Source organism: Savagea serpentis, from assembly GCF_015351395.1.
GTDB classification, from domain to species: Bacteria; Bacillota; Bacilli; order Bacillales_A; family Planococcaceae; genus Savagea; species Savagea serpentis.
In genome coordinates, this window is record NZ_JADKPV010000003.1 from 122,486 (window position 1) to 143,244 (window position 20,759).

24 protein-coding genes are annotated in these 20,759 nt (G+C 41.6%); 8 read left to right on the forward strand and 16 right to left on the reverse strand.

All coding sequences use genetic code 11. The features are described 5' to 3' along the window. Positions 1-125 precede the first annotated feature (125 nt). The 7 genes from IRY55_RS08045 to IRY55_RS08075 all read right to left on the reverse strand — a co-directional run bounded on the left by IRY55_RS08045 (position 126) and on the right by IRY55_RS08075 (position 7,087). The gene (locus IRY55_RS08045; RefSeq protein WP_194562792.1) at positions 126-2,051 is read right to left on the reverse strand and encodes an FtsX-like permease family protein; all 1,926 of its coding nucleotides are present in this window, start codon (positions 2,049-2,051) and stop codon (positions 126-128) included. Continuing rightward, positions 2,048-2,836, reverse strand: a complete 789-nt coding sequence (locus IRY55_RS08050) for an ABC transporter ATP-binding protein (protein WP_194562793.1) — start codon at positions 2,834-2,836, stop codon at positions 2,048-2,050. Before IRY55_RS08050 ends, IRY55_RS08045 begins: the two co-directional genes overlap by 4 nt. Beyond that, on the reverse strand, positions 2,781-3,839 hold the full coding sequence (locus IRY55_RS08055; RefSeq protein ID WP_194562794.1) for a sensor histidine kinase: 1,059 nt from the start codon (positions 3,837-3,839) through the stop codon (positions 2,781-2,783). The genes IRY55_RS08050 and IRY55_RS08055 overlap by 56 nt, the downstream gene beginning before the upstream one ends. After that, a complete protein-coding gene (locus IRY55_RS08060) occupies positions 3,836-4,540 on the reverse strand; it encodes a response regulator transcription factor (RefSeq protein WP_194562795.1) in 705 nt (234 codons plus the stop codon). Before IRY55_RS08060 ends, IRY55_RS08055 begins: the two co-directional genes overlap by 4 nt. Before the next feature lie 212 nt (positions 4,541-4,752). Further along, positions 4,753-5,385, reverse strand: a complete 633-nt coding sequence (locus IRY55_RS08065) for a 3-oxoacid CoA-transferase subunit B (protein WP_194562796.1) — start codon at positions 5,383-5,385, stop codon at positions 4,753-4,755. Next, on the reverse strand, positions 5,378-6,091 hold the full coding sequence (locus tag IRY55_RS08070) for a CoA transferase subunit A (protein ID WP_194562797.1): 714 nt from the start codon (positions 6,089-6,091) through the stop codon (positions 5,378-5,380). Before IRY55_RS08070 ends, IRY55_RS08065 begins: the two co-directional genes overlap by 8 nt. A 93-nt stretch (positions 6,092-6,184) precedes the next feature. Then, entirely contained in the window at positions 6,185-7,087 is a 903-nt protein-coding gene (locus tag IRY55_RS08075) for a LysR family transcriptional regulator (protein ID WP_194562798.1), read from the reverse strand. A 261-nt stretch (positions 7,088-7,348) separates the two neighbouring features. Between IRY55_RS08075 and IRY55_RS08080 the strand changes: the two genes are divergently transcribed. Then, entirely contained in the window at positions 7,349-8,665 is a 1,317-nt protein-coding gene (locus tag IRY55_RS08080) for a short-chain fatty acid transporter (protein WP_194562799.1), read from the forward strand. Positions 8,666-8,760: 95 nt separating this feature from the next. Here the strand turns inward: IRY55_RS08080 and IRY55_RS08085 are convergent, their stop codons facing one another. Beyond that, positions 8,761-9,279: an antibiotic biosynthesis monooxygenase family protein gene (locus IRY55_RS08085; RefSeq protein WP_194562800.1), complete on the reverse strand. Its 519-nt coding sequence runs from the start codon at positions 9,277-9,279 to the stop codon at positions 8,761-8,763. Between the two features lie 213 nt (positions 9,280-9,492). Between IRY55_RS08085 and hemE the strand changes: the two genes are divergently transcribed. The 3 genes from hemE to hemY are packed head-to-tail and all read left to right on the forward strand — an operon-like array spanning position 9,493 to position 12,921. Beyond that, positions 9,493-10,542 carry a uroporphyrinogen decarboxylase gene (hemE, locus tag IRY55_RS08090; RefSeq protein WP_194562801.1) on the forward strand — a complete coding sequence of 350 codons (1,050 nt, stop codon included), beginning with the start codon at positions 9,493-9,495 and terminating at the stop codon, positions 10,540-10,542. A 27-nt stretch (positions 10,543-10,569) separates the two neighbouring features. Further along, positions 10,570-11,490, forward strand: a complete 921-nt coding sequence (hemH, locus tag IRY55_RS08095; protein WP_194562802.1) for a ferrochelatase — start codon at positions 10,570-10,572, stop codon at positions 11,488-11,490. A 9-nt stretch (positions 11,491-11,499) separates the two neighbouring features. Then, entirely contained in the window at positions 11,500-12,921 is a 1,422-nt protein-coding gene (gene hemY, locus IRY55_RS08100; protein WP_328799639.1) for a protoporphyrinogen oxidase, read from the forward strand. A 348-nt stretch (positions 12,922-13,269) separates the two neighbouring features. On the opposite strand, the gene yhfH (IRY55_RS08105) is transcribed toward hemY, so the two are convergent. The 5 genes from yhfH (IRY55_RS08105) to yhfH (IRY55_RS13625) form a co-directional block, all read right to left on the reverse strand. Then, positions 13,270-13,395 (reverse strand): protein YhfH, encoded by a 126-nt coding sequence (gene yhfH, locus IRY55_RS08105; protein ID WP_194562883.1) that lies wholly within the window; start codon positions 13,393-13,395, stop codon positions 13,270-13,272. Between the two features lie 101 nt (positions 13,396-13,496). Then, positions 13,497-13,610, reverse strand: coding sequence for a protein YhfH (gene yhfH, locus IRY55_RS08110; RefSeq protein ID WP_235961091.1), 114 nt, complete (start codon positions 13,608-13,610; stop codon positions 13,497-13,499). Between the two features lie 74 nt (positions 13,611-13,684). After that, the gene (gene yhfH / locus IRY55_RS08115; protein WP_194562804.1) at positions 13,685-13,813 is read right to left on the reverse strand and encodes a protein YhfH; all 129 of its coding nucleotides are present in this window, start codon (positions 13,811-13,813) and stop codon (positions 13,685-13,687) included. A 76-nt stretch (positions 13,814-13,889) separates the two neighbouring features. Continuing rightward, positions 13,890-14,018: a protein YhfH gene (gene yhfH / locus IRY55_RS08120; protein WP_194562804.1), complete on the reverse strand. Its 129-nt coding sequence runs from the start codon at positions 14,016-14,018 to the stop codon at positions 13,890-13,892. A gap of 52 nt (positions 14,019-14,070) precedes the next feature. Further along, complete coding sequence (gene yhfH, locus IRY55_RS13625; protein WP_194562805.1) at positions 14,071-14,223, reverse strand: protein YhfH; 153 nt, start codon at positions 14,221-14,223, stop codon at positions 14,071-14,073. 210 nt (positions 14,224-14,433) lie between these two features. Between yhfH (IRY55_RS13625) and IRY55_RS08130 the strand changes: the two genes are divergently transcribed. The 3 genes from IRY55_RS08130 to IRY55_RS08140 all read left to right on the forward strand — a co-directional run bounded on the left by IRY55_RS08130 (position 14,434) and on the right by IRY55_RS08140 (position 17,244). Continuing rightward, positions 14,434-15,426, forward strand: coding sequence for a lipoate--protein ligase (locus IRY55_RS08130; protein ID WP_194562806.1), 993 nt, complete (start codon positions 14,434-14,436; stop codon positions 15,424-15,426). Positions 15,427-15,523: 97 nt separating this feature from the next. Continuing rightward, the gene (locus IRY55_RS08135) at positions 15,524-16,696 is read left to right on the forward strand and encodes a M20 metallopeptidase family protein (RefSeq protein WP_194562807.1); all 1,173 of its coding nucleotides are present in this window, start codon (positions 15,524-15,526) and stop codon (positions 16,694-16,696) included. Positions 16,697-16,743: 47 nt separating this feature from the next. Further along, positions 16,744-17,244: a competence protein ComK gene (locus tag IRY55_RS08140; RefSeq protein ID WP_194562808.1), complete on the forward strand. Its 501-nt coding sequence runs from the start codon at positions 16,744-16,746 to the stop codon at positions 17,242-17,244. A 39-nt stretch (positions 17,245-17,283) separates the two neighbouring features. Here the strand turns inward: IRY55_RS08140 and IRY55_RS08145 are convergent, their stop codons facing one another. The 3 genes from IRY55_RS08145 to IRY55_RS08155 form a co-directional block, all read right to left on the reverse strand. Beyond that, positions 17,284-17,895: a nuclear transport factor 2 family protein gene (locus tag IRY55_RS08145; protein WP_194562809.1), complete on the reverse strand. Its 612-nt coding sequence runs from the start codon at positions 17,893-17,895 to the stop codon at positions 17,284-17,286. Positions 17,896-17,996: 101 nt separating this feature from the next. Next, on the reverse strand, positions 17,997-18,671 hold the full coding sequence (locus IRY55_RS08150) for a response regulator (protein ID WP_194562810.1): 675 nt from the start codon (positions 18,669-18,671) through the stop codon (positions 17,997-17,999). A 27-nt stretch (positions 18,672-18,698) separates the two neighbouring features. Beyond that, positions 18,699-19,865: a sensor histidine kinase gene (locus IRY55_RS08155; protein WP_194562811.1), complete on the reverse strand. Its 1,167-nt coding sequence runs from the start codon at positions 19,863-19,865 to the stop codon at positions 18,699-18,701. A gap of 158 nt (positions 19,866-20,023) precedes the next feature. Between IRY55_RS08155 and IRY55_RS08160 the strand changes: the two genes are divergently transcribed. Further along, a complete protein-coding gene (locus tag IRY55_RS08160) occupies positions 20,024-20,659 on the forward strand; it encodes a YigZ family protein (RefSeq protein ID WP_194562812.1) in 636 nt (211 codons plus the stop codon). Positions 20,660-20,759: the final 100 nt, after the last annotated feature.

The window sequence follows — 20,759 nt, forward strand, 5'->3', positions numbered from 1 at the left end:
ATTCGTTTCTCATTTCATTATATCCAAAAAGTAACATCGTGACAACTTCTTTATGACTCTTGCCTTCTTTTTTCTCCTATAACCTAGATTTTTGTCTTTTAAACGAAAAAAGTACGCCCCTTTTTTCATAAAGATGAGGAGCGTACATGTGATAAGTAACGCCAACGAATTAAATAAAAATACACGAACTGTAAAATCGTGAACCCGGCGAGGACGATGAACATCTCTTTCGCAATTGAAATTTCTGCAAGCACATCCCAAATGACTTGCAGTGACATAAATGCAAATGCACTATGCAGTAAAGCGACGCCCCACGGGAAGAAAAATTGTGGCATTAATTGACGGTTGACGATTCGTTTAAATTCGCGATCTGTCATACCGAGCCTTCTCAACACATCGAACTCTGCTTTATCTCGTTCGAGAGATGTGTACAGTTTGAAGTAAATGAAGCTCCCCGCTGCTAAAAAGAGCACACCCGCTAATAGTAAACCGATAAAGAGCAAGAGCGAAAATGTCGTCCGTAAAATCGAATAATTCGCTCCGGGATTTTCAAAAGTGAACGGAATGTACGTATCATTCACGACAGAACCACTAATAATTCCAGATAATACAGTGCCAATGCCGGTCGTCTCTTGCCATTCATCGATATGGAACGCGTAGTACGTGTACGCAACCGCTTGTTCTTTCGGCACTTCAGAACGAATGCGTTCGTAATCATGATCATTTAATATGATCGCATTTAATCCATGTGCATTCGCAGGAAATAGATGACTGCCGTAAACCCCAGATATCGTCACAGGCAGTTGACTCGGCATCAGTTCCGTTTGTGTCACGCGCTTATCTAAGCGTTGTGCTGCCGTTGCGGTCGCCGGTAGAAATCGCGCTTCCCCTTCTTCTAATTGCAAAGGCATCGTATAGGAAGCGCGCGCTAAAGCATTGACATCACTCTCTTTTAAAATCGTGACATCATGGGTCGTCATCGAAGAAGTTTGTTTCAGCACAGTAAAAGGTACGAGCGTATAGCCGATTTCCTGCTCTTGAAGCTCTTCCTCCAGCATCGTTACATGCGCATATTCAAATGGATTGTCTAGTTCGCTTTTATAAACGATTCCGAGCGGATTTACTTCACGGTATTGAGATGCGAATGACGTAAGGGAAGCGAGTATCCCGACCGACATGAAAGCGACGGTTGAGACGATCGTAACGATAAAGAACATGCGCGCATTTTCTTTTAAACGTGCGATGCCTTCATTGATCGATAATAAATTAAAATGACGCCAATAAAGAGACTTGCGTGAACGTAATAATTCAAATAAAAATGGCAAAGAATCAGTGAAGAAATAATACGTTCCGAGGGTCGCAATTGGCGGTAATAAAAAGATAAGTCCGATGACGAGTTCATCATTCGTCAATGCTGCTGAAGCGTAAGCAGACGCCAGCAAAAACATCCCGAGATACGCGCGAGCTGTTGAATGCGTCGTCGTTTGGTGATCGACTTCATCCAATAAATCTTCAATGCGTTCGGTCCGAATGAAAGACGGCGCGATAAATGCGATGATCGCAAACAAGCTTAAAAATGCCCCAACCGTCAATGCAAATGGTTGCCAAGCGAAGTAGAAAGGAAGGGCGGGCAGACGGACAATTTCCCGCACGATCATAAAGAAAAACTTTGAAAATAAAAAGCCGAGAAACGTCCCAACCCCAATCGCAGATACGCCGATTAACATCGTCTCTAAAAAGATAAGTTTCGACAGTTGTTTTTTCGCCATGCCGAGATGGATTAAAATGCCGAACTCTTTCGAACGCGCCTGCAAAAAAGCACGCATCGAATAAAACAAGAAAAAGAGCGTAAAGATATAAAGGGTAACTTCTGCGAGTCCCATACCGACAAATGCAATCTCCTGTAAAAAGCTATCTTCAATCGACGGGTGGAATAACAACATCGAATATAAGAAGAACACCATGACGGAAAAAACACTCGCCATAAAAAAGGCTGCATAAATGCGTCGATTCCGTATGACATTCCGATAGGCAAATTGGCGAAACGTCATCGGAAATCACCTGGTATTGTCCGTAGATCATGCACATTTCCTCCAAGCAATGATAAAACGTTCAAAATGCGTTGGAAAAACGTTTGACGATTGACATCGCGGTAAATTTCATTGAAAAATTCGCCATCTTTAATGAACAAGACACGATCGCAATAACTTGCCGCGACCGGATCATGCGTCACCATAATCATCGTCGTTTTCTCCCGTTCGTTAATCGCCGTAAGCAATTCCAATACGTCACGAGCTGACTTTGAATCTAAATTTCCGGTTGGCTCATCGGCTAAAATGAGCTTCGGACGGTGGATGAGTGCTCTCGCGATAGCAGTTCGTTGCGCTTGTCCTCCTGATAGTTCATGCGGTCTTCTTTGCAAGATGTCATGTAAGTCGAGCGCTTCCGCTACACGCGCGAGTCGCTCTTCCATTTCACGAACTGGTTTCGCATCGAGCGTTAATGGTAAAACGATATTTTCTTCCACTGATAGCATTTGCAGCAAGTGAATTTCTTGGAAGACAAAGCCAAATTGCCTCCGTCTAAAAATCGCTAACTCTTCTTCCGATAACTGTTCAGGATTGATGCCATCAATTTCGACCGTGCCATACGTCGGTTCATCGACGGTCGAAATGATATTTAACAATGTCGTCTTCCCGCTCCCTGACGGCCCCATAATCGCAATAAATTCGCCTTCTTTCGCTTCAAAATCAAGACGATTCAGCGCTCGGTGCATCACTTTACTCTCGTAAATCTTCGTGATTTCTTGTAATTTTACGACTGTCTTTTTGTCCATCGATGCGCTCCTCCTTCCGCTCCACTGTAAAATCAATCGTCATCGTCGTACCAACACCAACCTCTGATTCCACATGAAACGTATGTCCTAAACGCTCACATACTTCTGTCGCAATATAGAGACCCATTCCCGTAGATTCTCCGGTTAAGCGACCATTTTCTCCTGTGAAAAATGGTTTTTTAATCCGATTAATGTCGGATTGAGGGATGCCGATTCCTTCATCACGGACAGAAAAACTCACTTTCTCATCCGTCTGTTCGGCAAAGAAATACACTTTCTTCCCTTTTTCAAACGTATATTTCACTGCATTCGTCACAAATTGTGCGAAAACGATTTTAATCCATTTCACATCGGTCGCTACGACGATAGATTCGTCAATGTCAACAACAGGAAAGACGCCATTCGTAATGAATAAACGTTTATGTTCTGAAATAACTCCTTGGACGAGTTGGCGTAACGGTACCGCTTCGATTCGCATATCTTCTTCAAACGTATCGAGACGCGCGTGAACGAGCACTGCTTCCAAACCCCTCTGCATTTTATCGAGCTCTTCTTGAATGCTTTTAACATTGATCTCTTCCTGTTGCAACAGTAAGCTCGTCACAGAAATCGGCGTCTTCATCTGATGCACCCATTGGTTAATAAAATGCAGTTGTCGCCTTTGAGCCGCATACAATTGTTGCACTTCCCCTTGATACAGGCGATACGACTTGCGCATAAATTGCGTCGTAGCCAAATGCTCTGGTGTCGTCGAATAACGGATTAATAAATCTTCCATATGCGTTGGTTTTTCAACAATTTTCGTATAAAAATTACGACGTAAAATATACTTCGCGAGTAAAAAAGCGAACGTAAAAACGATACCGAGGATGAAAGCGTACGTCGCCGTGTACATATCACGAAATCCGTCCAACCAATATAACAATAAAATAAAACCGAGTAATCCACATTGAAATAACAGAAGTGGCACATGTTCTTTAATGAATAATTGAACAGCTTTCATCGCTCTAACTCATCGAGTACGAAGCGATATCCCGCTCCGCGCACTGTTTCAATTTGCGAGACGACGTCGTAATCATTCAATTTTTTACGAACGCGTGCCACATTGACGTTTAATGTATTTTCATCGACGAATGATTGATCGTCCCATAACTCTTCTAACAAACGTTCACGTGATACGACTTTCGGTTCTTCTTCCATCAATAAATGCAAAATTGAACATTCTTTTTTCTGCAGTGGAATAATCGTCTCTTCTTTATGCAATTCCATCCGCTCTACATAAAGATGAAGCTGCCCGCATTTAATGATGCGCTCCGATTGATTCGACGCATATTCTCCGAACGAGCGACGCAAATGACTCCGTATTTTAGCGAGTACAATTTCGTAATGAAACGGCTTCGTAATGAAGTCGTCTCCTCCATTTTCAAGCGCAAACACTTGATCCATTTCTCCTGAGCGTGCTGAAATGAATAATATCGGGCAAGTCGTATGTTGACGTAATTGACGGCACCAATAATAGCCGTCGTATGAAGGTAAGTTAATATCTAATAAAATTAAATGAGGCTCAAAATCGAGCACTTCATCTGTAATGCGGTCAAAATCTTCAACAATAGCGACGTCATATTGATACTTCTGTAGTGTATCTGCGAGAAGTTCTGCAATTTTCCGATCGTCTTCTACAATAAAAATTCGATGTTGTTCCATCGAGTGCTCCCCTTTCTTCCGTTCCTTTGCTTCTATTATACCGTGTCCTCTGTTTAGACGGCTAGCCACACCCTTTAGTTGCGCTAAAAAGCCCCTCCTTCTTTGAAAGAGAGACTTCGGACACTCTATGATCACAATAAAAAACGCCGCACATTGGCGACGTTTTTTTAGGGCGAGATTAAAAATATGATTCTTATTTTACTCGCGCTATCTTATAAAGCGACGATAAATTCAGCTTCTGTCTGACGCTGTACTTCTTCTACGGTTACACCGTCTAGTAATTCGACGAGCTTCATTCCTTCATCTGTGAAATCAAACACCGCTAAGTCGGTAATGAGACGGCTGACGACACCTTGTCCCGTCAACGGTAATTCGCATCGCTTCTTCACTTTCGATTCCCCGTGCTTGTTGACATGTTCCATAATGACGATGACACGTTTCGCGCCATTGACGAGGTCCATCGCACCGCCCATTCCTTTAACCATTTTCCCCGGAATCATCCAGTTGGCAAGGTCGCCTGTTTGCGACACTTCCATACCTCCAAGAATCGCCAAATCAATATGCCCTCCGCGAATCATCGCAAACGATTCCGCATTATCGAAAAATGATGCCCCTTTTACAGCGGTTACCGTCTCTTTCCCCGCATTAATTAAATCAGGGTCGACTTCTCGTTCTGTCGGATACGGGCCGATGCCAAGCAGACCATTTTCGGACTGAAGCATCACATCATATTGTGCTGGAATCGCGTTAGCAACGAGTGTCGGCATACCAATTCCTAAATTGACATTCATGCCATCTTGAATTTCTTTTACAGCACGCGCTACGATTTTATCACGACTATTCATGAGACTCTCCCCCTTCCCTCACTGTTAAACGTTCGATTCGCTTATCATAATCTGTGCCGACGAGAATACGTTGAACATAAATGCCAGGTAAATGGACATCATCTGGATCAATTTCTCCGACTTCAACAAGTTCCTCCACTTCAGCAATCGTCACTTTTCCGCACATCGCTGCAAGTGGATTAAAGTTGCGAGATGTTTTACGAAAGACGAGATTGCCGTATTTATCGGCTTTCCATGCTTTCACGAGGGCAAAGTCCGCTTGAATACTTCGCTCAAGCAAGTACTCTTTACCATCAAATTGCTTCGTCTCTTTCCCTTCAGCAATCGGCGTGCCAACTCCTGTCGCCGTGTAAAAACCAGGTATACCTGCACCACCTGAACGCATTCGCTCTGCTAATGTCCCTTGTGGTGTCAATTCCACTTCTAATTCTCCACTTAAAAACTGTTGTTCAAAAATTTTATTTTCTCCAACGTAAGAAGCGATCATTTTTTTGATTTGTTTATTGCGAAGTAGAAGACCGAGTCCCCAATCGTCGACCCCACAATTGTTAGAAGCGACGGTTAACTGCTTGACGCCTTTTTTCTCCAGTGCTCCAATCAATTTCTCTGGGATACCACAAAGTCCAAAGCCACCGACTGCCAATGTTGCGCCATCATCAATATCCGCAACTGCTTCATCAAATGATGTGAATACTTTGTTCGTCATCTTCATTTCCCCCTTTATTTGTGCATGTACTACTCATTACAACTATTGTAGCGCTTACATAACTATAAGTGAAATTCATTAATAGAATGTTTTTTATTCATTTTCGTTATAAGTTAACGGTTGTTCTTGAACGACTAAGTCTAAAAAGCGCTGCACTGCAATTGGGGAGTACGCTTTCTTTTTTCGAATCGCTCCAAGCCGATAATAAAAATTCATCCCTTCAATCGAAATCATGCGGATATTCGGATTGTTTTGTTTTTCATAAATGGACTTCGGCAATAAGGTCACCCCTAAATTAGACGCTACTAGCTCTACAATTAAATCCCATTGCGAACTTTTATACCCGACTTTCGGAGTAAATCCAGACTTTTGGCAAGCAGCCATTACATGATCGTGTAAACTAAAATTTTCTGTAAATAAGATGAACGGGTCATCGCTTAACTGCTTCAAATGAATCGATGAACGCTCCGCTAACGGATGAGACTCATGTAAAAAAATATAAAACTGATCTTCTAAAATCGGGATGACATCAAACTTCCGCTCATCAGCGGGAAGAACGACAATGCCTAGGTCAACGTCTCCGTTTTCGACGAGCGGACCGATTAATTTCGCGCCTTGTTCGACGAGTTCGAGCGTAATATTCGGATGATGTTGTTGAAAAATACGCGCCATCGTCGGAAAAAATAAAGTCCCGACTAATGGTGGAATCCCGAGTCGAATTGAACCAATTTCTACATTGAGTAAATCATCTAAAGAAACGCGCATTTCATATAAAGACTGCTGTATTTTATTCCCTTGATTATAAACAATCCGTCCAGCATCCGTTAATGTGACATGCCGCGTCGAGCGATCTAACAGTTCCACGTCCAAATCTTCTTCTAACTTTTTAATATTTTTACTTAATGACGGTTGAGACACATACAATTGCTTTGCGGCCTCCGTAAACGTCCCATGTTCTACAACGGCCATAAATGCAAATAAATTTTTAAATTCCATATTCACTCCCCCTTTTGTCCCTTTATTTATTCCCTTTTGGCATAATAAAAGAACTCATCTATTCCTCTAGTATAAATGGCGATATTGTAAAACATCAAATGTAGGACGAAATCATTCGCTACTTTTCCTCTTGTCACATATTTTCACTTATTCCAAAAGCTAATAATTGTCCTCCACACTATTAAATTTAGTCATTTACACATCTTTTTCATCCGTTATACTATGTAAACAATAATCTTTTTGAAAGGGGAACACAAAGAAATGAAAACGCTATCAAGATGGTCGAATAGCTTAATGGAGAAATATTTACCCGATCCATATATTTTTGTGACGATTTTAACCGTACTTGTCGTCATTCTTGGACTTATTTTTACCGACGCTACGGCGATCAACATGGTGCAATATTGGGGAGACGGCTTCTGGGGATTATTATCGTTCACGATGCAAATGGTCGTCGTCCTTGCAGCAGGGCATATTTTAGCGAATAGCCCAGCTTTCAAAAAAGTATTAACGGCAGGCGCAAAACGCGTTCACTCTCCAACAAAAGCAATTATCGTCGTAACATTCGTATCCTTAATTGCTTGTTGGATTAACTGGGGATTCGGGCTCGTCATTGGAGCATTGTTCGCAAAAGAAATCGCGCGTCACGTACCTGCTGTCGACTACCGATTACTCATCGCCAGTGCCTACTCAGGATTCATCATTTGGCACGGAGGACTTGCAGGATCGATTCCATTATCCATCGCAACAGATGGCCATCCATTCGCTGAGATGATCGGCGTCATTCCAACGACTGTTACTTTATTTTCTACTTATAATTTATTTATCGTAATCGTCATTTTATTTACATTACCGTTTTTCAACCGTTGGATGACACCGAAAAAAGAAGATGTGATAACCGTCGATCCTGAATTGTTAGTCGAGGAAGAAGTTGAATTACCGAAGCCAGAAAATAACTTCGCCAGCCGCGCAGAACGTAGCTATGTATTAACCGCTTTAATCGGGGCGCTCGGGATTAGTTATTTAGTGTATCACTTCGCAACGAAAGGGTTTCTACTTGATTTAAATATCGTCAATACGACATTCATTATTTTAGGAATTATTTTCCACGGAACGCCACAACGTTTCTTAATGGCAGCACAAGAAGCGATTAAAACGACAGCAGGGATTGTATTCCAGTTTCCGTTTTATGCGGGAATTATGGGAATGATGACATATTCTGGACTCGCCGCAGTATTTTCAAACTGGTTCGTCAGCATTTCGAATGATACGACATTTTATTTATTCGCCTTTTTCGCAGGAGGCGTCGTCAACTTCTTCGTTCCTTCTGGCGGAGGACAATGGGCAGTTCAAGCACCAATTATGCTTGAGGCAGCTCAAACGATGGGCATGGATTATGCGAAAACTGCGATGGCGATCGCTTGGGGTGATTCATGGACGAATATGATTCAACCGTTTTGGGCTTTACCAGCACTTGCAATCGCTGGATTAAAAGCGAAAGATATTATGGGATTTTGTCTATTCATCTTTTTCTACACAGGTATTATTATTAGTATCGGTATGCTTTTCTTTTCATAACTTTAACCGCCTCTATTTTAAGACAGAGGCGGTTTTTTTTTTTAGCCGGAACGTTCAAAAGCCTTCACTCTTTTGAAAGTGAAGGCTCTATCATCTTATTCTTCATCGTCCGCTTCTTCTTCGTCAATCGAGCGTGTACGGTACGTTGTCACATAAGATTTCGACGCATAAATGGAAGTGCCATGCGCTTGTTTATCTTCTTTATGAGACTCCGCAAAGTCACGTGAGTTTTTCCATAAGTCGTAATATTTCGGATCTGACCATTCGGTTAAGACGATATACGTATCCGAATTGATAGGACGAAGTAAACGAAAAGCGATAAAACCGACATGATCCTCAAGTTTACTCGTATTATTTTTGAAGCGATATTCAAAAATCGGACGCCCTTCATCTGTTACAGGTATGTTATTTAATACGAAATAACCGATCTTTTCAAGTTCTCCTACTGAAGCGATTACCTCATACGAACGCGGTGTTTGAAAAACCGACGGACCATTCGTTTCGTGCATGAGTACAGAATGTCCTGACCCATGAGATAAAATAAGCTCATCATTTTTCTCTTGTGCTTTTTTTAAAAAATCACGCGTTCCTGTCGTCATATAAAATTTTGTCATAAGCCCTTCCCCCTCTAAATTACAGTTTTGCTATATGATATACATTCCCTAATGACAGCACAAATAAACGTATTTTTCTCAATGCGAAAAAATGACGTTAAGCACAATTTTATGACAATGTGTCGCTTTGTCTATACAATATAGATTAGAACAATTATAGTGTTAAGCGTATATGGTGTTCTTGATTATGAATGAAAGAGGGGAAGACTTTTTATGACAAAGTTTAACGATACGTTATTACGTGCAGCACGTGGTGAAAAAATTGACCATACTCCAGTATGGTTTATGCGACAGGCTGGGCGTTCTCAACCTGAGTATCGCGAGATTAAAAAGAAGTATTCATTAGAGGAGATTACGCATCAACCTGAGCTTTGTGCTTATGTGACGAAGCTTCCAGTTGATCAATACGATGTTGACGCGGCGATTTTATACAAAGATATCGTCACACCTTTACCAGGACTCGGCATCGATGTAAAAATTAAATCAGGCGTCGGCCCTGTCATTTCAAACCCGATTCGTTCGGTACAAGATGTGTACAACTTAGGTGACCTTTCTCCAGAAGACGATGTTCCATATGTGTTTGAAACGATTCGCATGTTGACACAAGAGCAATTGAACGTTCCATTAATCGGATTCGCAGGAGCTCCGTTCACCTTAGCGAGTTACATGATCGAAGGCGGTCCTTCAAAAGGATACCACATTACGAAATCATTCATGTTCACAGAAACTGAAGCATGGTATGCACTTATGGACAAGCTTGAAGAAATGACGGTCACATACATTACAGCTCAAGTAGAAGCAGGTGCGAAAGCGATTCAAATTTTCGACTCATGGGTTGGCGCATTAAGCGTAGAAGATTACCGTATCTTCATTAAACCGACGATGACTCGTTTATTCCAACGCCTCCGTGCATTAAATGTTCCACTCATTACATTCGGTGTCGGCGCAAGCCATTTAGCGAACGACTGGCATGACCTTCCAGTAGACGTTGTCGGTCTCGACTGGCGCTTACCAATTCAAGAAGCGGAAGCTCGCGGCATTACAAAGCCTGTCCAAGGGAACTTAGATCCATCACTCTTACTCGCAGACTGGTCTGTCATTGAAGCAAAAGCGAAACGCATCGTTGAACAAGGTGTCGCACACGGTGAAAACGGAAGTCACATTTTCAACTTAGGACACGGTGTGTTCCCAAGTGTAAATCCTGATACATTGAAACGCTTAACGGCATTCGTTCACGAATATAGCGCACAACTACGCAAATAATCCAAGCTAATTGAAGGAGAGGTAATTATGACGAAGCAAAAAGTAGGTCTTCTCGTCATGGCGTACGGAACTCCGTACAAAGAAGAAGACATTGAACCGTATTACACACATATTCGACGTGGCCGCCCACCAGCGCCTGAACAGCTCGAAGATTTAAAAAACCGCTACGAAGCAATCGGTGGTATTTCACCACTTGCGACGATTACAGATGATCAAGCGCGCGCACTCGGCGAACGACTAAACGCCGTACAAGACGAAAAAGAATACGTCGTCTATGTCGGATTGAAACATATTACACCATTTATCGAAGATGCGATTGAACAAATGTCAAAAGACGGCATCAAACAAATCGAATCGATCGTACTTGCGCCACACTTCTCGACGTTCTCCGTAAAATCTTACAACGGACGCGCAAAAGAAGAAGCGGAAAAATACGGCATGACGATCAAATCAGTCGAAAGCTGGTACGATGAGCCGAAATTTATCGACTTTTGGGCAAATGAATTAAAAGAAGTGTATGCGAACTTAGAAAACGAAGAACGTGACGCAACATGTCTCATCGTTTCTGCACATTCACTTCCAGAAAAAATTATCGCAATGGGTGACCCGTACCCAGAACAATTAAAAGAAACAGCAAAACTTATCGCAGATGCTGCGGGTATTAAAACGTACGAGATCGGTTGGCAAAGTGAAGGGAATACACCTGATCCTTGGCTCGGCCCGGATGTGCAAGACTTAACAGAAGCATTGCACGAAAAGCACGGCTATCAAGCATTCGTCTATGCGCCAGTCGGCTTCGTATCAGACCACTTAGAGGTTCTTTATGACAACGACTACGAATGTAAAGTCGTCTGTGATCGAGTCGGTGCGAACTACTACCGTCCAAATATGCCAAACACTGATCCACTGTTCATCGATGCGATGGCTGATGCTGTTTTGAAACTATAAAGAAAGAGCGTGATCCGATTGACTGAAACGAAACGAGTCGTCATTGTCGGTGGAGGAATTACCGGTTTAGCGACTGCTTTTTACTTGCAAGAAGCGAAACGCGAACATGACCTTCCACTCGAAATTACAGTCGTCGAAGCGAGTGATAAGCTCGGCGGTAAAATCGAAACGGTACGCCGTGACGGTTTTGTCATCGAACGTGGACCGGACTCTTTTTTAATCCGCAAACAATCAGTCGAACGTTTAGCACGAGCTTTACACATTGACGATCAACTTGTGCGCAATGCGACAGGTCAAGCATTCGTCTTACTTCATGATCGCCTTCACCCGATTCCAGGTGGTTCGGTCATGGGCATTCCGACAGAATTGTCCCCTTTCATTACGACTGAACTCTTTTCATGGCTCGGTAAATTACGCGCAGCGGGCGATTTCATCATGCCTCGTTCTAGCGTGAAAGGTGATCAAGCCGTCGGACCATTTTTCCGCAGACGTTTCGGTAAGGAAGTCGTCGAAAATTTAATCGAACCCTTACTTTCTGGCGTCTATTCGGGAGATATTAACTATATGAGTTTGCAAGCGACGTTTCCGCAGTTCGTTCAAGCGGAAAAGAAGCATCGCAGTCTCATTCTCGGCATGCGTAAATCAAAATCGAAACAATTGCCACAAAAAGATAGTCATAGCTCGAAAAAAGAAGGAGCCTTCCATACGTTTCGCAATGGCTTGAGCACACTCGTTGAAGCATTGGAAGCACACTTAACAGACGTCACCTTCCTCATGAACACGAGCGTTCATGACATTGAACGTCATGAGAGACAAGCAACACTCCTATTGAATAACGGTCAAACGCTTCAAGCAGATGATGTTGTATTAACGACAAGTCACCGCATTGCAGGCGATATTATGAATCGTCACGATATCCTACAAGAAATCGCAACGATTCCGACGACTTCGACGGTCGCTGTATCTCTCGCCTACGATGCAGATCAAGTCGTTCAAGAACAAAATGGAACAGGCTTCCTCGTATCAAAGAAAAACAATTACGATATTACCGCGTGTACGTGGACGAGCCGTAAATGGCCGACGACGACACCTGATGGCAAAGTATTGCTTCGCGCCTTTATCGGACGTGTCGGTGAAGAACATTTCGTTGAGTATAGTGATGAACAACTCGTCGATATTGCGAAACGCGATTTAGGGAAGATCTTTACCATTAAAGGCGAGCCCGATTTCCACATCGTCACTCGTTTCAAAAAAGATCGACCGCAATACCGCGTCGGTCATAAAGAACGCGTCGCACACGCACGAGCACAACTGCAGGAACATTTCCCGATGGTCCAATTAGCAGGTGCTTCTTACGATGGTGTTGGCTTACCTGATTGTATCGATCAAGGTGAAGCCGCTGCGACACGTATTATCCAAAGCTTTTCATAAAGAATGGGCTGGTTCAATAGAGCATCCTCTATTGCATACCAGTCCATTTTAATATGTTCTTCGTTTATTATGTTCTATTGTAAAAACTGAAGATGAATAGAAGATGAACTTTTGCACGCAAAAAAGCTATCTCCGCTCCCCAGCAAAGATAGCTTTCAAATCCCCCTTTGTTTGTGTAACCGAACGAAACGACTCCCCAATCGTTTCGTTCATCCCCATTCCTATGTAAAACGTTTCAATTGTATTAAGCGCGAAGGATCCCCATCTCTTCCGCTCCTTGTCATATACTGTTTACTAACGTAGTCTCATGTTTGTTTTTTACAGAAAGGTGTGTGAATGTTATGAGTTTTATAAGTTATTACATGTGCTACATTGGTTCGAGTAGCATTCATGCATTTCTTCAATCTCGGTACCACAAGTAGCGCACTGTTTCGGTGGTAAGTTTTTGAAAAATTGAACGATATTTTCTGTCATCATATGAAACACCTCCTTATAATGTGTTATATTCTGTTTCTTTCAAATGATGAATGTATTAGTACAGATAGTTCAAAAAAATATTATAAGTTATTGCACGTTTAGCATTGGTTTGAGTAACACTCATGCATTTCTTCAATCTCCGTGCCACATGTCGCGCATTGTTTCGCTGGTAAGTTTTTAAAAAATTGTACGATGCTTTCTGTTTTCATCATGAACAGCTCCCTTTGTGTTATAGTCTGTTTTATGTTTATTTTGAATGTATTAGTACAGTTGGTTCAAAAAAATATTATAAGTTATTGCACGTTTCGCATTGGTTTGAGTAACACTCATGCATTTCTTCGATCTCCGTGCCACATGTTGCACATTGTTTCGCTGGTAAGTTTTTAAAAAATTGTACGATGCTTTCTGTTTTCATTATGGACAGCTCCCTTTGTGTTATAGTCTGTTTTATGTTTATTTTGAATGTATTAGTACAGTTGGTTCAAAAAATATTATAAGTTATTGCACGTTTCGCATTGGTTTGAGTAACACTCATGCATTTCTTCGATCTCCGTGCCACATGTTGCACATTGTTTCGCTGGTAAGTTTTTAAAAAATTGTACGATGCTTTCTGTTTTCATTATGGACAGCTCCCTTTGTGTTATAGTCTGTTTTATGTTTCTGTTGAATGTATTAGTACAGGTGATGTAAAAAAATAAAACCTATCGTGCTGCATGCTTCGCATTCTTCTGCGTAACTATTATGCAACTCTTCAATTTCGGTTCCACATGTTGCACATGTCTTCGGGCTTGAGTCATTGAAAATCTGAACGATTCGTTGAGTCATCCATTTTCACTCCCATTCGAAATGATGTACAATATTATTGTATGCTGTTCGCTCGTGTGAACTAATGTTCATAATCGTCAGACAATTGAAAGCGAAATCATTTGTGATTTATTTAACTTCTTGTTTCACATTGTAATATAACAGCATTTCATCTGTCAACCATTTTTATAAATTTTTTTAAAAATCTGAAAATAGAAAGAGGAGATTTACGTGTATTTCGTTGATAATAAAGGGATTACAGACCCTAGAATAAATTTAGCTATCGAGGAATATGTTTTGAAAAATATGGATATCGACGTTGATTCCTTCTTGCTGTTCTACATCAACGAACCGTCGATCATCATCGGGAAAAACCAAAATACGGTGGAAGAAGTAAACACTGAGTATGTCGACGCAAACGGTATTCATGTTGTCCGTCGCCTATCAGGTGGTGGTGCTGTGTACCACGACCTCGGCAACTTAAACTTTAGCTTCTTAACGAAAGATGATGGCGATTCATTCCGCAACTTTGCGAAATTTACACAACCTGTTATTGAAGCGCTCGCGAAAATGGGCGTGAAAGCAGAATTAAAAGGACGCAATGACATTTTAGTCGACGGCAAGAAAATTTCAGGCAACGCCCAATTCGCTACGAAAGGCCGTATGTTCAGCCACGGTACCCTCATGTTCGATACAGAGATTGAACGTGTCGTGCAAGCGCTCCGCGTGAAAAAGGATAAAATTGAATCGAAAGGCATTAAATCGATTCGCAGCCGTGTGACGAATATTAAAGACTATATGGAAAAAGATATGACGATCGAACAGTTCCGCATGGAAATTTTGAAATCGATTTTCGGTGGCGAAGAGCATATTCAATATGCACCACTTACTGAACAAGATTGGGAAAACATTCATCAATTATCGAAAGAACGTTACCAAACGTGGGAATGGAATTACGGTCGTTCACCGAAATTCAACATGCAACACTCTCACCGCTTCCCTGTCGGCGGCATCGATGTCCGTCTTCAAGTGAATAAAGGAACGATTGAAGACATTCACATTTACGGAGACTTCTTTGGACTCGGCGAAGTAGCTGATTTAGAAAAAGCATTAATCGGTACGACGTACAGTCGCGAAGCTATTTTAGCCGCGATTGAACCCCTCTCAGTCGAAAAACTGCTCGGCGGAATTACAAAAGAGGAGTTCGTCAACCTCATTTACTAATTTAAAAAGTGCGCGCTGTCAGCTAGACGGCTCGCACTTTTTCTTTGAAAGGCGTATGATGTAAGAGTAGTTTGAATATTTAGGAGGATGATTTTTTATGCAACAAAAATTTTCACAACTCATTGATCAAATGCAAGACGATATCGTACAAGTGCGCCGTCATTTGCATATGCACCCTGAACTTTCTTTCCAAGAGACAAAGACCGTCCAATATATTAAAGATTTTTACGACGCATTACAAATTGAGTATCAACATCCAATCGGCCAAAATGGTTTAGTCGCACGTTTGAAAGGTGCAAAGCCTGGTAAAACGATCGCTTTGCGCGCTGATTTCGATGCGTTACCTTTACAAGATGAAAAAGACGATGCTCCGTATCAATCTACTGTTCCGAACGTCATGCACGCTTGCGGACACGATGGACATACGTCTACGTTATTACATATCGCAAAAGCGTTACATGCGTTAAAAGATGAACTTGCAGGCGAATTCGTCTTCATTCATCAACATGCGGAAGAAATGGCTCCAGGTGGCGCGATTGAAATGGTGCGCGCTGGTGTATTAGATGATGTTGACGAAGTGTATGCGACACATTTATGGGCAGTGAACGAAACAGGCACGATTGAATGTCGCAAAGGCGCAATTATGGCAGCTGCTGACCACTTCCTCATCCACGTTCAAGGACATGGTGGACACGGTTCCGCTCCTCACTTATCAAAAGACGCACTCGTCATCGCAAGTACGCTCGTCGTTCAAATGCAACAAGTCGTCTCACGTAGCGTGAACCCGCTCCAACCAGCTGTCGTCACATTCGGTAAAATCGAATCGGGCGATGCATTCAACATTATCGCAGATAGCGCACACATCGAAGGAACAGTCCGCACATTTGATCCGGAGACGCAAAAGCTCGTCAAACAATCGATGGCGCGTATTTGTGAAGCGTTCGGTGACATGTACGAATGTACAATCACACTCGAATATCGAGACGGCTACCCTGCTGTCATCAACCATGACGAAGGAGTCGACATCGTCGAACAAGCGACACATGACCTCGGCTTAAATTACGTCGAATGTGAGCCTTATACAGGCGGTGAAGACTTCGCCTACTTTTTACAAGAAAAGCCTGGTGCAATCTTCTTCACAGGTGCAGCGATCGAAGGACGACCTGAATATCCGCACCATCATCCCAAATTTGATATTGACGAACAGTCATTAATCAACGCTGCCAAAATGCTCGGCACCATCGCCATCGAACGCGCAGCTTCGAAGTAGAATTTCCCCCTCCTTTTTTGTAAAATAACAAAAAAGGAGGGATATTTATGTATACGATTCATTCTCAAACGATTGCCTTATTACCTGTACCAAACCCTGGACGAGAGCAAGGCGAGTTACACACACTTATCTTTGAAATTAATCGATCATTCATTGTTCCTTATCCGCCTACTCAAATTGTCAAACGACATGTCCGAAAATATGCTGGCTCTTATATGGCACAACAAGAACGTGCAATGAAAATGTTAAAGGAAACAAAAATGGTACCGATCGCATGCCCTACAGCTTCTGGTTTTGAAATCGCTCTCACTCCGACGCATGCCGCAACGAATCCTAAAGTGATTTGGTTTGCTCCCATTCACATATTGCGATTCGATCATAGACATCAATGCATCTATACGAGATATGGCACGCATTTTTTGTTTCCCGTTGCGGAAGAAACATACAATCGCCAATTCGTTAAAGGAATTACATTGCAACGCATGTTATCCAATCGTAAACAGTTTTTATTACATTATAAATCGTCTAAAAAACAACATACTTCATAACAAAAGCGCGCTCCTTCTACAAGGTAGCGCGCTTTTTCATTATTGATCTCCAATAAAGTGAACCGTGACAATTTTCCACTCACCATCTTCTAAATGGAAGACAGTCACTTGTCGTCCTGTACGTTCGATTGGCTTACCGTTCGGGATTTCCTTCACACTGACAGCCATCGTCGCATACAATTGCACTTCATTTTTCTCTTCATCGTATTTCACGATTGTTTCATCTGACGCTTCGTAGTTCATGTCGAACTGTTCAAATAGCTCCGTCATATGTTCGCGCTCCCCTTCGATCGTAAAGCTTTCACTATTTGGAGATAACAGGGCAACATGTTCATCTACTTGCTTATTATTAATTGTCGCTAAATATGTAGCGAACTGCTTTTTTACCGCTTCTTTTACATCTTCTGGAACATTCTGTGCTTCTTCTACTTCGCCACCTGCTAAGTTGAATCCGATCCCTTCATCTTCATTCGGAGTTCCTTCAGGCTGTGCAGAACCTCCTTCATTGACACCGTGCTCGATTGTTCCAAACTGATTTGTCTGTTCTCCATCGTTGGCAGAACCGTGTTCTGATGAATCATCCGAGCTATTATTGCACGCAGCTAATGCAAGAACTGCGAATATGCTTACTAACCATTTCATTTGTTTCATCATCATTCTCCTTTCTCTTCTTTTCATTATATAACGCTTGTATGAATGGTTCACGAAAATTAAAAAGAAGAGCAACAAAAGTTACTCTTCTACACTTTTATTTACTTCACTTCAACCCAGCCATTTTTAATCGCCATAACGACCGCTTGTGTACGGTCATTGACGTTCATTTTTTGCAAAATGCTTGAAACGTGGTTTTTGACCGTTTTCTCAGAAATAAACAATGTCTCTCCGATGACACGGTTACTTTGTCCATCAGTTAATAATTGAAGTACTTCACATTCACGTTTTGTCAATAAGTGTAATGGGCGTCGAATCTCCGCTTGTTGGAACGAACCTTTATGTTCACGTTCGCTTAGGCGACGAAACTCTTGGACTAAATTATGTGTAATTTTAGGATGTAGATAAGAACCACCATTGGATACCACTTTAATCGCTTGAATGATTTCAGAAGCATCCATCTCTTTTAACATATACCCGAGCGCTCCTGATTTTAAGGCATGTGTTACATATGACTCATCGTCGTGAATCGAGAGCATGATCACTTTCGCATCTGGAAACTGCGCAATTAATTGCTCGGTCGCTTCGACTCCATTCATACGTGGCATATTAATATCCATTAATACTACATCTGGACGGTGCTCCATATATAAGTCAATAACATCCGTTCCGTCGTCACCTTCTGCAACGACTTCGAATGATTCTTCAAAATCTAAAATACGTTTTACGCCTTCTCTAAACAGTTGGTGGTCATCAACTATTAAAATCGTCGTCATGTTGTTTCCCTCCATTATTCTCATTCTCTAATCTCTTTTATCAATCGTCTCTTTCTCAATCGGGATTTGGATAAATACTGTCGTCCCTTCTCCGATTTTTGAATCAATGCGAATGTTCCCTTTTAATAACTCTATTCTCTCATGCATTCCGATTAAACCAAATGTTTTATCTTTTATCTCTTCTTTGGCAAATCCTTTCCCATTATCCTTAACGACAATATTCATTGTATCACGAAGCCATTCGAGTTTCACCCAAATATCCCTTGCTTTCGCATGTTTTAGCGCATTAGAAACAGACTCTTGTATAAGTCTAAAGACTGATGCTTCAAGATTCGAATCGAATCTTTTATCTGGACCTTTCGACATAAAATGGATGTCGACCCCTTCATGATAACTCATCGTCTTTTTTAAATACTTTTGTAATGTAGGAACGAGCCCTAAGTCATCGAGTGCCATCGGACGGAGATCATATATAATTCTCCTTACTTCAGACAAGGCTTCTCTCGCAAGTTCTCGCAGTTCTTTCAGCTCTTTTATGACGTTTTCGTCCGTTTTTGGGTTGCACATTTGCTCAATTAATCCTGTTCGTAACGAAACATTCGCTAACAATTGAGCAGGTCCGTCGTGAATTTCTCGAGACAACCTTTTTCGCTCTTCTTCTTGTGTTTGAATGATTTTTATCGCAAACTCTTGTCGTTGGCGCGCTGTTTCTAATGCAGGTCCTACTTCCTTTAAATCACTCATTAAATACGTCAAAACTGTCGACACTTGATTAGCTAATAGATCTGCTCGTTCAATCGTCTTCAACAAATCGACAAGGCGTCGTTCTAAATCATCTCGACGTTTCCTTAATTGCTTTTCTTCCAGGCGATTAATCGATAGTTGAACGACGAGGTCATTCGCTACTTCATACGCCCGTTTTAATTCATTTTCTGAAAATTTCTCAAAGTGCTTTGATACTTCAGCTAGACGTTGGCGTGATTTATGCGTCAAGTCTTCCAGCTCATCTCCACGATGAATAATCTTCTCTGTCTCACGCTGTACTTCTTCTAATTCTTGTTTTAATTCTTCATAATTTTTACGGGTTTGTTCGCTAATTGAAAAAATATCTTTCTTCGAGTTGTCCATTACTTTTAACATGTTCTGAAAGACAGATTCTAACCGTTGAACATCTATATTTCTTTCATTTGACATACCTTTCCTCCAAATCTCTCCCTCTTTTGTGGCGATAAGCTGAAGATGTTGCAAGTCACACGAATTCCTTATACACTTTTAGTTAATTATACCATTTCTACATACGCGTCATAGCGGTTTCAACATTACGTTTATATTACAGAAAGCGGAGGATTCCAATGAGAGACAATTACTATACAATCAAAGAATATGGCACAGATGAAATTATTATACAAAAATCTAGATTCATCGCTTATGTGAGCCGTGTCGAGACGGAAGAGGAAGCGAATGAATTTATCGATTCCATCAAGAAAAAACATTACGACGCTACCCATAACTGTTCCGCTTATGTCGTCGGTCCAAAGCAGCGTTTCCAAAAAGCGAACGACGATGGAGAACCTTCTGGCACAGCAGGCGTCCCTATTCTTGAAGTACTATTAAAACAAAATTTAGAAGACACGGCAGTCGTCATTACCCGTTACTTCGGAGGAATCAAACTAGGTAGCGGTGGCCTAATTCGTGCCTATGGACAATCAACTACCGTCGGAATCGAAGCTGCTGGAGTCGTCTTGCGCAAAAAATTTCATCTTATGACTGTAAACATTGATTACACATGGCTCGGCAAAATCGAAAATGAAGTGAGACAATCGAAGTATGCCTTAAAAGAAATTGTCTACCTCGATGACGTTCAACTTCAAATTTATGTCGATCCACAAGAGGAAAATGAATTCACTGAGTGGATAACGAATATGACGAGCGGCCAAGCAAAAATCGAAATTGCTGAAACTTTGTTTTTAGAGCTACCTCGAGCGTAACGACGTTTAAGAAAATGTTCGTTTCACTTTTTATAAAAAAAGAAGTATAATATTCAAAGTATATTCGAATTACGTATACTATTCGACTCATTTTTAATCA